At 71.5% G+C, this 13,619-nt stretch carries 11 protein-coding genes; 9 read left to right on the top strand and 2 right to left on the bottom strand.

Going from position 1 to position 13,619, the window contains the following annotated elements; all coding sequences use genetic code 11:
* The first annotated feature begins 56 nt into the window (after window positions 1–56).
* A complete protein-coding gene (locus BLS95_RS07540; protein ID WP_090930150.1) occupies window positions 57–986 on the top strand; it encodes a glycosyltransferase family 2 protein in 930 nt (309 codons plus the stop codon).
* Between the two features lie 3 nt (window positions 987–989).
* The gene (locus tag BLS95_RS07535; protein ID WP_090930149.1) at window positions 990–2,051 is read left to right on the top strand and encodes a glycosyltransferase family 4 protein; all 1,062 of its coding nucleotides are present in this window, start codon (window positions 990–992) and stop codon (window positions 2,049–2,051) included.
* On the opposite strand, the gene BLS95_RS07530 is transcribed toward BLS95_RS07535, so the two are convergent.
* Window positions 1,952–2,923 (bottom strand): lysylphosphatidylglycerol synthase transmembrane domain-containing protein, encoded by a 972-nt coding sequence (locus BLS95_RS07530; RefSeq protein WP_090930148.1) that lies wholly within the window; start codon window positions 2,921–2,923, stop codon window positions 1,952–1,954. The two genes, BLS95_RS07535 and BLS95_RS07530, sit on opposite strands and share 100 nt — an antisense overlap.
* Before the next feature lie 89 nt (window positions 2,924–3,012).
* Between BLS95_RS07530 and BLS95_RS07525 the strand changes: the two genes are divergently transcribed.
* The 7 genes from BLS95_RS07525 (at window position 3,013) to BLS95_RS07495 (ending at window position 12,735) form a co-directional block, all read left to right on the top strand.
* Window positions 3,013–3,840, top strand: a complete 828-nt coding sequence (locus BLS95_RS07525) for a class I SAM-dependent methyltransferase (RefSeq protein ID WP_090930489.1) — start codon at window positions 3,013–3,015, stop codon at window positions 3,838–3,840.
* Window positions 3,837–4,853, top strand: coding sequence for a lysylphosphatidylglycerol synthase transmembrane domain-containing protein (locus tag BLS95_RS07520; protein WP_245764905.1), 1,017 nt, complete (start codon window positions 3,837–3,839; stop codon window positions 4,851–4,853). The genes BLS95_RS07525 and BLS95_RS07520 overlap by 4 nt, the downstream gene beginning before the upstream one ends.
* Before the next feature lie 92 nt (window positions 4,854–4,945).
* Complete coding sequence (locus tag BLS95_RS07515) at window positions 4,946–6,061, top strand: glycosyltransferase family 4 protein (RefSeq protein ID WP_090930147.1); 1,116 nt, start codon at window positions 4,946–4,948, stop codon at window positions 6,059–6,061.
* A 32-nt stretch (window positions 6,062–6,093) separates the two neighbouring features.
* On the top strand, window positions 6,094–7,173 hold the full coding sequence (manB, locus tag BLS95_RS07510; RefSeq protein WP_245764904.1) for a mannose-1-phosphate guanylyltransferase: 1,080 nt from the start codon (window positions 6,094–6,096) through the stop codon (window positions 7,171–7,173).
* 59 nt (window positions 7,174–7,232) lie between these two features.
* Window positions 7,233–8,129: a DNA-3-methyladenine glycosylase family protein gene (locus BLS95_RS07505; RefSeq protein ID WP_245764903.1), complete on the top strand. Its 897-nt coding sequence runs from the start codon at window positions 7,233–7,235 to the stop codon at window positions 8,127–8,129.
* Window positions 8,130–8,181: 52 nt separating this feature from the next.
* A complete protein-coding gene (locus tag BLS95_RS07500; protein ID WP_090930144.1) occupies window positions 8,182–10,908 on the top strand; it encodes a bifunctional FO biosynthesis protein CofGH in 2,727 nt (908 codons plus the stop codon).
* A gap of 78 nt (window positions 10,909–10,986) precedes the next feature.
* Window positions 10,987–12,735: a substrate-binding domain-containing protein gene (locus BLS95_RS07495; RefSeq protein ID WP_090930143.1), complete on the top strand. Its 1,749-nt coding sequence runs from the start codon at window positions 10,987–10,989 to the stop codon at window positions 12,733–12,735.
* Window positions 12,736–12,768: 33 nt separating this feature from the next.
* Here the strand turns inward: BLS95_RS07495 and BLS95_RS07490 are convergent, their stop codons facing one another.
* Entirely contained in the window at window positions 12,769–13,509 is a 741-nt protein-coding gene (locus BLS95_RS07490) for a lytic polysaccharide monooxygenase (RefSeq protein WP_090930142.1), read from the bottom strand.
* Window positions 13,510–13,619: the final 110 nt, after the last annotated feature.

Below are 13,619 nucleotides of genomic sequence, written 5' to 3'. Positions count from 1 at the left end.
TCCCGCTGCGGCGATGTGGACCTGGCGTTACGGTGGGCAGAGTAACCTCGACCCCCGTGAGCACGCTTGAGACCTCCAAGAGTGGACCTGACGTGGATGAAGCCCCTTACGTCACTATCGTCCTGCCCTGCTACAACGAGCAGGACCATGTCATCGACGAGGTCGAGCGCATCACCAAGGCGATGGACTCCAGCGGCTACACCTATGAGCTCGTTGCCGTGGACGACTGCTCCACCGACGAGACGCTGGCCAGGCTGAGGCAGGCCGCGCCCGACTACCCCAACTTGCGCATCCGCGCGTTCCACCGCAACGGCGGCTCCGGCACCGTGCGGCGGATCGGCACCCAGGAGGCCAGGGGCGAGATCGTCGTGTGGACCGACGCCGACATGACCTACCCCAACGAGCGCATCCCCGAGCTGGTGCAGATCCTGGACAAGGACCCGGCGATCGACCAGGTGGTCGGCGCGCGCACCAGCGAGGAGGGCTCGCACAAGCTCCTGCGGGTGCCGGCCAAGTGGGTGATCCGCAAGGTGGCCGAGATCCTGGCCGGGCAGAAGATCCCCGACCTCAACTCCGGGTTGCGCGCCTTCCGCAAGTCGGTGGCCCGGCCCTATCTGCGGCTGCTGCCGCCCGGGTTCTCCTGTGTGACGACGATCACCCTGTCGTTCCTGTCCAACCAGCACGACGTCCACTACGTGCCGATCGACTACGCCAAGCGGGCCGGGAAGTCGAAGTTCAGCTTCGTGTCGGACGCCTACCGCTACATCCTCCAGGTGTTGCGGATGATCATGTACTTCAACCCGCTCAAGGTGCTGATGCCGCCCGCGTTGTGGCTGGTGGGCATCGGGTTCGTGAAGGGCGTCTGGGACATGATCCAGCACCCCTTCTACTTCCCCGCGAACACCGTCATGATCTTCCTGTCCGGGCTGCTGATCGGGTCCGTCGCGTTGCTCGCCGACCTGATCGTGCGCTCGCGGGGAGAGTGACCCTTGCGGATCGTGATCGTCGGCCCGACCTACCCGTACAAGGGCGGCGGGGCGCAGCACACCACCGAGCTGGCGCACCGGCTCGCGGGCCTCGGGCACGACGTGCTGATCGAGTCGTGGCGGGCGCAATATCCGTCGTTCCTCTATCCGGGGCAGCAGACGATCTCGGCGCCGGAGGGAACGCCCTTTCCGAGGACCGAACGGCGGCTGGACTGGCGGCGGCCCGACGGGTGGGTGGCGGCGGGGCGGCGGTCGCGGACGGCGGACCTGGTGGTGCTCGTGGTGATGAGCCCGGTCCAAGTCCCCGCATATTTGGGGATTTTGTACGGGATAGGGCGAAAAGTCAGGACAGTTGCCCTCTGCCACAACGTGTTGCCGCACGAGCGCAAGCCCTACGACGAGCCGCTCATGCGGGCGCTGCTCAAGCGGGTCGACGGCGCGCTGGCCCACTCCGAGCCGCAGGCCGAGCTGGCCAGGAGGCTCACGGACAGGCCGGTCCGGGTGGCGGGGCTGCCGCCGCACCTGCCCTCGACGAACGCCGAGAAGTCCACCCAGGTGCACCGGCGGCTGCTGTTCTTCGGGATCGTGCGCCCGTACAAGGGGCTCGACCTGCTGCTCCGTGCCCTGCCCGAGGGGATCGGGCTGACCGTGGCGGGCGAGTTCTGGGGCGGGCTCGACGAGACGAAGGCGCTGGTCGCCGAGCTGGGCATCGGTGACCGGGTGGAGCTGCGGCCCGGTTACGTGGCCGCCGAGGACGTGCCGAGGCTGTTCGCCGCGGCCGACGCGCTCGTGCTGCCTTATCGGAGCGCCACCGCCAGCCAGAACGTCTGGCTCGGTCACGAGCACGGCGTGCCGGTGATCGCCACCCGGGTCGGCGCGCTCGCCGACCACGTCACCGACGGCGTGGACGGGCTGCTGGTCGAGCCGGGCGACGTGGGGGAGCTGCGGCGGGCGATCGAGCGGTTCTACGCCTCGGGCGAGCCCGAGAGGTTGCGGTCGGGCGTCAAGGCGGTCGATCCGGAGCCGTTCTGGTCGGCGTACGCGGGCACCTTGCTGGCGACCTGACGGCCGAGCAGGAACGAGACGCCCGCGGCCGTCGCGTCGCCCAACGTGAACGCCAGCCGCGACACGATCGCCACCGCGAGCGCCGCCGGGGTGCCGATCATCGGGCCGAACACCAGCACCAGCGCCCCCTCCCTGATCCCGACCCCGGCCGGGACGACGACGGTGAGGATGCCGGTGGCCCAGGCGAAGGCGTAGGCCCCGGTGGCCAAAAAGTAGACGCCGAAGTACAGGTCCAGGCGGCCGGAGAGCAGCCAGGTGTGAAGGCCGTACACGAGCCATCCGAGCGTGGTCCACGCCACCGCGAGCACTACGGTCCGGCCGGGCAACACGCTCTCCAGCGGTTCCTTGCGGGCGATGCGCAGCGCCAGGTTGAGGCCCCAGGTCAGCACCTTGGGGTGCAGGCAGACGATGATCACCGGCACGAGCAGCACCAGGTACCACGCCTGCCGTACCACCTCCTGCGAGCCCAGGGCCACGGCGGCGATCGAGATGGCCACCCCCAGGTTGATCACCAGGCCCAGCGAGATCGTCGCGAACGTGCGCCGCGGCGGGCTGCCGTGGTCGCGCCCGAGGTCCATCATCGCCGCGTACGCCCAGACCGCCCCCGGGATGTATTTCCCGAGCTGCCCCACGAACATGATCCGCCCGGCCACCCGCAACGGCACCCGCGTGCCCAGCCCCGCCAGGATCTCCCGCCAGGCCACCAGCATGAAGAACTGGCCGAGCAGCACCGCGGCGAACGCCCCCAGCACCGCCCAGGGTGACATCGCGGCCACGGCTCGGGTGGTCTCGTCCCAGTTGAGGGCCAGGCCGTAGCCGAGGAAACCGAGGGCGACCAGGGCCAGGACGACGCGCAGCGAGCGGCGGAGCATTGGCTCAGGCTACGCGGGGGCCGCCGGGTAGACCAGGGAACACGGCGATCGTCCCCGGCGTGCCGGACCGGTCGGTACTGTTGTGCGACGTGGGGAAGCAACGCGTCGCGCAGCTCGAATACAGCGAGTTCCAGTCCGCCATGCTCGACGAGGAGAAGCGCAGGCGCAAGGCCGCGAAGATCATCGCGGTGCTTGAGCACTTCCACGGGCCGCTCGGCGGGCTGACCGTGGGCGACGTGGGCTGCTCGGCCGGGTTCATCGCCGACGAGCTGGCGCGGGCCGGGGCGGGGCACACACTGGGCATCGACATCGACGTGCCGGGGCTGCGCAAGGCGGCCGACCGGTTCGGTGAGCGGGTGGCGTTCGTGTGCGGTGACGGCACGGCGCTGCCGTTCCCCGACGGCTCGGTGGACGTGCTGGTGTTCAACCACATCTACGAGCACGTGGTCGACCCCGACGCGGTGGTGGCCGAGATGCACCGGGTGCTGTCCGACGACGGGGTGCTCTATTTGGGGCTCGGCAACCGGCTCGGGGTCATGGAGCCGCACTACAAGCTGCCCTTCCTGTCCTACCTGCCGCCGGCGCTGGCCGACCGCTACGTGCGCGCCTTCGGGCGGGCCGACCACTACTACGAGCGGTTCAGGACGCGGCGCGGGCTGCGCAGGATGTTGCGGGCCTTCCACGTGTGGGACTACACCTTCCCCGTGCTGGCCACGCCGACCCGGTTCGCCGGGGGTGAGCTGTTCCCCGGGGCGCTGGGCCGGGTGGTGCGGACGGTGCTGGCCGGGATGCCGCGCGGGGTGCTCAGGCTGCTGCTGCCGGTGGTGCCGACCTACCTGTGGGTGGCCACCAAGACCCCGAGGCGTCCCGTGGGCGCGGCGCTGCCGCAGCCGCCCGAGCGGGTGCGGCCGCTGTGAGCGCCACCGGCCCCGGACGCGCGCCCGCCGAGGAGCCCCCACTGTCGCGCGGCGGAGAGCCCGGGGAGGGGCCCGCCGTGTCGCCGGGGGAGGAGTCCGGGGAGGAGCCCGCCGTGTCGCCCGGGGCGGAGGCCGGCGTGTCGCGGCGTTCGGTGGCGCGTAAGGTGCTGCGGTTCGGGTTTCTGCTGGTCGCGCTCGGGTTCGGCGGGTGGGCCGTGGCCTCGGAGTGGGACGCGGTGGTGGCCGGGTTCGCCCGGTTGTCGTGGGCCGCGCTGGCCGGGTCTCTGGCCGCCGTGATCGCCGCGCTGCTCGGCGCCATGCTCACCTGGCGTACCCTGCTGGCCGACCTCGGCTCGCCGCTGCCGCTCCGGCCCGCCGCCAAGGTGTTCTTCGTGGGCCAGCTCGGCAAATACATCCCGGGCGCCGTCTGGCCCGTGCTCGCCCAGATGGAGATGGGCCGCGACCTCGGCGTGCCGCGCCCGCGCAGCGCGGCGGCGTTCTTCCTGATGATGCCCATCCAGCTGGCCACCGGCCTGCTGGTCACGCTCGTCACGCTCGGCTGGGACCGCTACGGCTGGTTGCTGCTGCTCATCCCGCCGCTCCTGGTCCTGCTCGAACCCAGGGTCGTCAACGGCCTCATCGGCCACGTCCTGCGCCGGCTCAAGCGCGAGCCGCTGGACCACCCGCTCACCCGGCGCGGCATGCTCACCGCCCTCGGCTGGGCGCTGGCGGGCTGGGCGGCCTACGGCGTGCACCTGTACTTCGTCGCCCCCGAGGGCGGCCTGATCTTCGCGGTCGGCGCCTTCGCGCTGTCGTGGTGCCTGGGCATCATGACCTTCGTCGTTCCGGCGGGCGCGGGCGTGCGGGAAGCCGTGATGGTCGTGGTGCTGGCACCCCACCTGGACCGCGGCTCCGCCATTGCGGTGGCCCTTTCATCCCGCATCGTCATCATTCTGGGAGACCTGATCTGCGCCGGTCTGGCGGGAATTGCTGCGCGTCGCGACTCCGTGTGATTTGGCCCACGATTTAGGGGAGGCTGGTCATAAGCTGAACTTCAGAGGGGGACGACCGGTCCCACGTCGATCTTGAGGGGAGAGATCTACGTATGCCTCGAGTGCTTGTCGACGCGGCGGCGGTCCCGGCGGACCGTGGTGCGTTGATCCGATATGTGGACGGGCTCGTGGCCGCGCTCCACCGGGCCGGAGCGGACCTCGCGGTGGTCTGCCAACGAGCCGATGCCGAACGATATCGGCTGCTCGCGCCCTCCGCGCACGTCCTCACAGGACCCGTCGCCATCACCAACAGGGCCGCCCGCCTCGCCTGGGAGCAGACCGGGCTGCCGCTGCTCGCCCGCCAGGTCGGCGCCGACGTGATCCACGCTCCTTACTACTCCATCCCGTTGCGCGCGGGCGTGCCGACCGTCGTGACGGTGCACGACGCCACGTGGTTCACCGAGGACGACCGCCACAGCCCGCGGGCGTCGTTCTTCAGGTCCGCCACCCGCACCGCCGTCCGCCATGCCCGGCGGGTGATCGTGCCGTCCAAGGCGACCAGGGACGAGCTCGTCCGCGTGCTGGCCGCCGACCCGACCCGCATCGACGTCGCCTACCACGGGGTGGACCTGGCGCAGTTCCACCCGCCGAGCGAGGAGGAGGTCCGCAGGGCCGCCTCGCGATGCGGGTTACACGGTCAGTCGTACGTCGCCTTCCTGGGCGCGCTGGACCCCCGTAAGAACGTTCCCAACCTCATCCGCGGCTTCGCCGCCGCCGTCAAGTCCCTGGACCAGCCGCCCGCGCTGGTGCTCGGCGGTGGCGTGCACGAAGACGACGTGGACGCCGCCTGCCGCGAGGTCGAGGCCACCGTCAGGGTCGTGCGGCCCGGCTTTCTGCGCGCGCCCGACCTGCCGGGGTTCCTCGGCGGGGCGCTCGTGGTGGCCTTCCCCTCGCGCGGCGAGGGGTTCGGGCTGCCGGTGCTGGAGGCCATGGCCTGCGGCGCGCCGGTGCTGACGACTCACCGTACGTCGTTGCCCGAGGTCGGCGGGGATGCCGTGGCCTACACTGAGCCGGACGCCGACAGCATCGCCTCGGCGCTCGGGCAGCTGCTGTCCTCTCCCGAGCGGCGGGGGCAGCTGCGGCAGGCGGGGTTGGCCAGGGCGGGCGAATTCACGTGGGACGCCTCGGCCGAGGCGCATCTCAGCTCTTATCAACGCGCCATCGAATAGTTCGGTAACCTCACGGAGTGATGGAGAGCTCTTTGCCAGACCTTGAGGCCATCCTCCTGGTCGGGGGCCAGGGCACGCGCCTGCGTCCGCTGACACTGGGCACGCCCAAGCCGCTGCTGCCGACCGCCGGAGTGCCGTTCCTCGCCCACCAACTCGCCCGCGCTCGATCCTTCGGCGTACGCCGGATCGTGTTCGCGACCTCGTACAAGGCGGCCATGTTCGAGCCGGCCTTCGGCGACGGGGAGGCGTTCGGGCTCTCGCTCGAATACATGACGGAGGAGACGCCGCTGGGCACCGGGGGCGCGATCCGCAACGCCGCGGAGGCGCTCACGTCGGGCCCCTCCGACCCGGTGCTCATTCTGAACGGGGACGTCCTTTCCGGGCACGACATCGGCCACCAACTGCGCCTCCATTGCGCACGGCAGGCGGCTGTAACGCTCCATTTGACAGAAGTGGACGATCCCACCCGGTTCGGATGCGTGCCCACCGACGAGACCGGGCGGGTGACCGCGTTCCTGGAGAAGACCCCCAATCCGGTGACCAACCGGATCAACGCGGGGTGCTACGTGTTCACCCGGTCCGTGATCGACCAGATCCCGCGGGGAGAGGTCGTGTCGGTGGAGCGGGAGACGTTCCCCGGGATGATCGAGGCGGGGGAGCTGGTGCTCGGTTACGCCGACCGCACCTACTGGCTGGACGTGGGCACGCCGGCCGCGTTCGTGCGGGGGTCGCGGGACCTGGTGCTGGGGCGGCTGGACTCGCCGGCGCTGCCCGGGCCGACCGGTGAGCACCTGGCGCTCGAAGGGGCCAAGCTCTCGCCGGAGGCCAAGGTTCAGGGGGGCACCACGGTGGGCGCGCGGGCCGTGATCGGGGCGGGGGCCTCGGTGGTGGGCTCCGTGCTGCTCGACGACTGCGTCATCGAGGCGGGGGCCTGCGTGACGGACTCGGTGGTGGGCGCGGGGGCGCGGGTGTGCGCGGGCACGGTGGTGCGCGACGCGGTGATCGGGGACGGGGCGATCGTGGGGCCGGGGAACGAGCTGCAGCACGGGGTGCGCGTCTGGCCGGGGATCCAGCTGCCCGAGCGTGCGCTGCGCTACTCCAGCGACGTCTGAGGCCACTTCAGCCCGTCGGCAGGGGCTCGGGGGTCCCGCGGGCGCGGCACACTGTACGGGTGGAAGAGCGCAGGTGGATGCCCGGCGGGCCGCTGGACGTGGGGCTGACCCTGGGGCCGCACAAGCGGGGCAGCGGGGATCCCACCTGGCGTCAGACCGCTGACGGCGCCGTGTGGCGCACTTCCAGGACTCCCGACGGGCCGAGCACGCTCAGGGTGAACGTCAAGGGCGGGGAGGTGCTCGGGCAGGCGTGGGGGCCCGGGGCCGGATGGGCGCTGGAGGCGTTGCCGGGGTTGCTGGGCGCGTACGACGACGATGCCGGATTTGTCGTGCGACACGACGTCCTGGCGGATGCTGTCAGGAAAAATCCGGGCCTGCGGATCGGACGGACCGGGCGGGTCATGGAGGCGCTCGTTCCCGCCGTGCTGGAGCAGAAGGTCGTCGGGCGGGAGGCGTGGCGGGCCTGGCGGTGGCTGCTCCACCACTACGGCGAGCCCGCGCCGGGGCCCGCGCCCGAGGGCATGCGGGTCGTGCCCGAGGCCGTGGTGTGGCGGCAGATCCCGAGCTGGCACTGGCACCGGGCGGGCGCCGAGGCCGTACGGGCCAGGACGATCGCGACCGCCGCCTGGCACGCCGCCAAGCTCGAGGCGGCGGCCGGTACGGCGGAGCTCGACCGGCTGCTGCGCGCCCTGCCAGGGATCGGGGTGTGGACGTCGGCCGAGGTGCGCCAGCGGGCGCTCGGCGACCCGGACGCCGTCAGCGTGGGCGACTTCCACCTGGCCAAGCTCGTCGGCTACGCGCTGACCGGGGAGAAGACCGACGATCCCGGGATGTTGCGGCTGCTGGAGCCCTATCGGGGACACCGGCATCGCGCGTCGGTCTACGTGTGGCTCACGGGGCTGCGCCCGCCCGCGCGCGGGCCGCGGATGCCGGTCCGGGACTACAGATCGTTCTGAGTTTCGGTCCCTGGGTGCGCGGCGTGAACTCAGCCCGACGTACTGTGCCTCTATGAGCTCTGATTCCGCGCTCCGCCGTGCTCTCGCCCGTGCCAGGGACGGCAAGGCCCTCGACGTCACCGAGGCGACCGTGCTGTTGCAGGCCCGGGGCGAGCATCTCGATACCCTCCTTGACCACGCCTCCCGCGTACGCGACGCGGGGCTCCTGGCCGTCGGCCGGGCAGGGGTGATCACATACAGCAGGAAAGTCTTCATCCCGTTGACCCGGCTCTGCCGGGATCGGTGTGGTTACTGTACGTTCGCCACCGCGCCGCACAAGCTGCCCGCGCCGTTCCTGAGCCCGGACGAGGTGCTGGACATCGCCCGGCAGGGGGCGGCGATGGGGTGCAAGGAGGCGCTGTTCACGCTGGGGGACCGGCCGGAGGACCGCTGGCACCAGGCCCGCGAGTGGCTCGACGCGCACGGCTATGACGACACCTTGTCCTATGTGCGGGCGATGGCCATCAGGGTGCTGGAGGAGACCGGGCTGCTGCCGCACCTCAACCCGGGCGTGCTGACCTGGCGTGACCTGCAGCGGCTCAAACCGGTGGCGCCGTCGATGGGGATGATGCTGGAGACGACGTCGCGGCGGCTGTTCGAGGAGAAGGGGCAGCCGCACTACGGGTCGCCGGACAAGGACCCGGCCGTGCGGGTGCGCGTCCTGGAGGACGCCGGCCGTACGAACGTGCCCTTCACCACCGGAATTCTGATCGGCATCGGCGAGACCGTCGCGGACCGGGCCGAGTCGATCTTCGAGATCCGGCGGGTGGCGCGGGAGTACGGCGGCATCCAGGAGGTCATCGTGCAGAACTTCCGCGCCAAGCCGGACACGGCCATGCGCGGGCTGCCCGACGCGGACCTCCAGGAGCTGGCCGCCACCATCGCCGTCGCCCGCCTGGTCCTCGGACCCCGGGCCCGCATCCAGGCGCCGCCCAACCTGGTGGACGACGAGTACGCGCTCATGATCCGGGCCGGCATCGACGACTGGGGCGGCGTCTCCCCGCTGACCCCCGACCACGTCAACCCCGAACGGCCCTGGCCGCAGATCGACGACCTGGCGGCCCGCACCGGCGCGGCGGGGTTCCGGCTGCGCGAGCGGCTGACCATCTATCCCGAGTACGTACTGGCCGGCGAGCCCTGGCTGGACCCCCGGCTGTTCGGCCACGTGGCCGCCCTGGCGGACCCCGAGACGGGGCTGGCCAGGGAGGACGCCGTGTTGGAGGGGCGGCCGTGGCAGGAGCCGGACGGCGGGTTCGTGGCCGCGGGGCGGGTGGACCTGCACGTGGAGGTGGACACGTCGGGCCGCACGCACGACCGCCGGGACGACTTCGACCACGTCTACGGCGACTGGCAGGCCCTGCGCGACCGCCTCGACGCCGGCGCCCCGACCTCGGCGGCCCCGGATCCCACGGGGGCAGCGGCCGGCGGCTTCAGCTCCGCGGGCGGGGCGAGGGCCGGTGAGGACGGTTCCCATGCCGCCGCACCGGCCGGCGCGGACGGCTCCCATGCCGTGGGCGGCGCGCAGGAAGGCGGTTCCCGTGCCGTGGGAGGGGCGAGGGCCGGGGCCGTGACCCCGGGCGAGGTACGCGGTGCGCTCCGGCGGGCCCAGGCCGATCCCACCGGCCTGACCGACGCCGAGGCGGTGGCGCTGCTGTCCGCCGAGGGCGAGGCACTGGACGAGCTGGCCGCCATCGCCGACGACCTGCGCAGGCAGGCCGTCGGCGACGAGGTCACCTACGTCGTCAACAGGAACATCAACTTCACCAACGTCTGCTACACCGGATGCCGGTTCTGCGCGTTCGCGCAGCGCAGGACCGACGCCGACGCCTACACCCTGAGCCTGGACCAGGTGGCCGACCGGGCACAGGAGGCGTGGGAGGCCGGGGCGACCGAGGTGTGCATGCAGGGAGGCATCCACCCGGACCTGCCCGGCACCGCGTACTTCGAGATCGCCAGGGCGGTGAAGGCCAGGACGCCGGACATGCACGTACACGCCTTCTCCCCGATGGAGGTCATCAACGGCGCGTCCCGTACGAACATGTCCGTCCGGGACTGGCTGGAGGCGGCCAAGGACGCCGGAGTGGACTCGCTGCCCGGCACGGCGGCGGAGATCCTCGACGACGACGTGCGGTGGGTGCTGACCAAGGGCAAGCTGCCGGCCAAGGAGTGGGTCGACGTCATCACGACGGCCCACCGGGTGGGCATCCCCACGACCTCGACCATGATGTACGGGCACGTCGACAACCACCTGCACTGGGTCAGGCACATCAAGCTGATCCGCCGCCTGCAGGAGGAGACCGGCGGGTTCTCCGAGTTCGTCCTGCTGCCGTTCGTGCACACCAGCGCGCCCATCTACCTGGCGGGCATCGCCCGGCCCGGCCCCACGGCGCAGGAGAACAGGGCCGTGCACGCCCTGGCCAGGATCCTGCTGCACGGCGCGATCAAGAACATCCAGTGCTCCTGGGTGAAACTCCGTGACGACCTGTGCCGTCAGGTGCTCCAGGGCGGCGTGAACGACCTCGGCGGCACCCTGATGGAGGAGACCATCAGCAGGATGGCGGGCTCGGAGAACGGCTCGTACAAGACCATCACCGAGCTCCGCGAGATGGTGGCGGTCACCGGGCGGCCGGCGCGGCAGCGCACCACCGAGTACGGCGATCCGGCCCCCGAGCGGCTGCGGGCCGCCGAGGCGAGCGACGGGGTGTGTGGGAGCGTGCGACGGGTGCTGCCGCTGGCCTAGCTATAACATGTTCTAGACACTTGCGCCCGCCAGGGGACTCGCTGCGAGAATCATCACTCCCTTGGAGAGAGGTTCGCCGTGCGGTTGGGTCGACACCGTGCCGCCCTGCTCCCGGAGCAGCGGCGCAGGAAGGCACTGCGGCGCGGGACGCTGGCCGGGCTCACGGTGGTGGCCGTACTGGCGGGCGCCCTGGTCGTGCTCTTCGGCGGGGCCGGGGCGCTGTGCGCCACACGAGAGCCTGTTCTGGTCAGCGTGGCCGCCGCGGTGGACGTCGCCCCGGCGGTCATGGAGGCCGCCGGCCGGTTCAACGAGACGAACACCACGGTGGGCGGCCGGTGCGTGCTGGTCCAGGTGACCGAGCAGCCGCCGGCCACCGTCCTGCGGACGCTCATCGGCGACCGGGCGGGCGTGCTGAGCGAGCGGCCCGACGGGTGGATCGCGGACTCCTCGGCCTGGATCAGGCTGGCCCGCCAGCGCGGCGCGAACGCCCTGCCCGCGGGCGAGAGCGTGGTGGCGACCTCGCCGCTGGTGTTCGCCACCCGCTCGTCGCTGGCCCGGCGCTTCTCCGTGGGCAACACCGAGATGAACTGGCGCATGGTCTTCCCGCCGACCGTGCGCGGACGGCTGACGCCCAACGCGAACGAGCCCGACGTCGTACGCGTCCCCGACCCGTCGCTGGCCGGCGCGGGCATCGCGACCGTGGCCGCCGCCAGGGACGTCGTCGGCACCGGCCCGGAGGCGGACAAGGCGCTGACCGCGTTCGTACGCTGGGCGCAGGCCGGCTCCGCCCCCGACTACCGCAGCATGCTGGCGGCGATCGACGACCACACGTTCTGGCAGCGCCCGGTCGTGATCGTCCCCGAGCAGTCGGTGTGGCGGCACAACCTGAGCCCCTCGCCCGACCCGGTCGTGGCGCTGCACCCCCGCGAGGGCACGATCAACCTCGACTACCCGTACGTGGTCACCGCCACCGACCCGGCGATCGCCGAGGCGTCCACGGTCTTCGCCGGCTGGCTGACCGGCGCGCAGGCCGAGCAGGTGATCCGGCGGGCGGGGTTCAGGTCGGGTGACGGTGCCCGGGGGCCCATCCCGCCCGGACCTCAGATCCCCGTCGCCGCCCCGCGGACCCGGCAGTCGGTGTCGCCGCAGGACATCGACGACGCGCTCAGCGCCTGGAGCAGGCTGGCCCCGCCGACGAACATCCTCGTCCTGACCGACACCTCCAAGCACATGGCCGAGAAGCTGAACGGCGGCACCAGGGTCAGGGTGGCGCTGGACGCGGCCAAGATCGGGCTGCAGCTCTTCCCGGACTCGACGCACATGGGCCTGTGGGAGTTCGCCGACCAGCTGGGCCGGATCAAGGGGTACCAGGTGCGGGTGGGGCTCGGGCCGATCAACGAGCCGGAGACCGGGCAGGTGGTCCGCCGCGGCCGCCTCGACGAGCTGACCGGCACGATCACCGCGCATCCCGGCCTGGACAGCTCGCTCTACGACGCGATACTCAGCGGTTTCCGCGCCGTCAGCGGCCAGTACAGGGCGGAGATGAACAACGCGCTGCTGGTGATCACGGCGGGCCGGGACGACGGCAAGGGCACCACGCTGCCACGACTGCTCGACCAGCTGCGCCGCGAGTGGAACCCGGACCGGCCCGTGCAGATCATCGTCATCGCCTTCGGCAAGGGGGTGGACCGGGCGAGCCTGTCCCAGGTCACCGCCGCCACCAACGGCTCCCTGCACGAGGCCCAGGAGGCGGGGGAGATCATCGACGTCTTCCTGGCGGCCCTGGCCCGCAGACTGTGCCACCCCACCTGCAAGCCGACGACCTGAAAGGAAAGGGGGCGCCCGGCGCCCCCTTTCGGGTCAGACCCGCTGCCAGAGGGCCGGGACGTTGGGCGGTTCCCAGCCGGCGATGGCGGTGTGCGGCTGGATGCACCGGTACGTGGCGCCGTTGTAGGTCACCGTGTTACCCGCCGCGTACGCCGTGCCGGCCCGCCACGTGCCGGAAGGCGTGGTGGGGGTCGCGGTCGGCGTCGGGGTGGGCGTGCGGGTCGCGGTCGGGGTCGGGGTGGGAGTGGGGTTCGGGTTGCCGCCGCCGCCGATCTGCAGGTCGATGCAGGAGTAGAAGGCGTTGGTGGTGTCGGAGATGTTCCAGATCGCCAGGACCTTCTGCCGGCCCGAGTAGCCGGACAGGTTGACCTGGTGCGAGACCGTCTGCGGTGGTTGCTGGCCGTTTCCGGCGAACGTGGCCACCCGGGTGTTGCCGATGTAGTACTCGTAGCTGGCGGTGGCGTGCCGGGCGGTGAACGTCCAGGTGAAGGTCACCGTGCTGCCCACCGAGGCGGCCGGCCACGGCTTGCTCTCGTCGCTGAGCTGGGCGAACTGTCCCAGGTTGGCGTGGCAGTTACGCAGGCCCTTGGGGCCCTCCACGCTCTGCGGCTCGTAGATGATGTTGCCGCAGTTGGGCACCCTGCCCTGGGCGCAGTTGGCCTGCCGGCTCGGGGGCGAGTTCACATAGCCGTGTGCTAACGCCGGCGCCGTGTTGAACACCGTGGTGGCGAGGGCGATCACCACCGCGGCGGCCAACGTGAGAGTCCTTCTCATGAAGTGGCTCCTTTACATGGGGGGATGCTCCAAATGTAAAGGAAACTTTCCTAACGGTAAACGGCTCGCTGACCACGGGTTCCGAGGCCGGTCAGCACGGGAGCGCGAGG

It is taken from the genome of Nonomuraea jiangxiensis (assembly GCF_900099965.1).
GTDB classification, from domain to species: Bacteria; Actinomycetota; Actinomycetes; order Streptosporangiales; family Streptosporangiaceae; genus Nonomuraea; species Nonomuraea jiangxiensis.
This window is presented reverse-complemented; position numbering and strand designations above follow the sequence as displayed.

Excerpts from the sequence above, each read along its gene's own strand:
- BLS95_RS07500 (WP_090930144.1), top strand. The coding sequence starts at position 8,182 with ATGAGCTCTGATTCCGCGCTCCGCCGTGCTCTCGCCCGTGCCAGGGAC.
- BLS95_RS07490 (WP_090930142.1), bottom strand. The coding sequence starts at position 13,509 with ATGAGAAGGACTCTCACGTTGGCCGCCGCGGTGGTGATCGCCCTCGCC.
- BLS95_RS07515 (WP_090930147.1), top strand. The coding sequence starts at position 4,946 with ATGCCTCGAGTGCTTGTCGACGCGGCGGCGGTCCCGGCGGACCGTGGT.
- BLS95_RS07530 (WP_090930148.1), bottom strand. The coding sequence starts at position 2,923 with ATGCTCCGCCGCTCGCTGCGCGTCGTCCTGGCCCTGGTCGCCCTCGGT.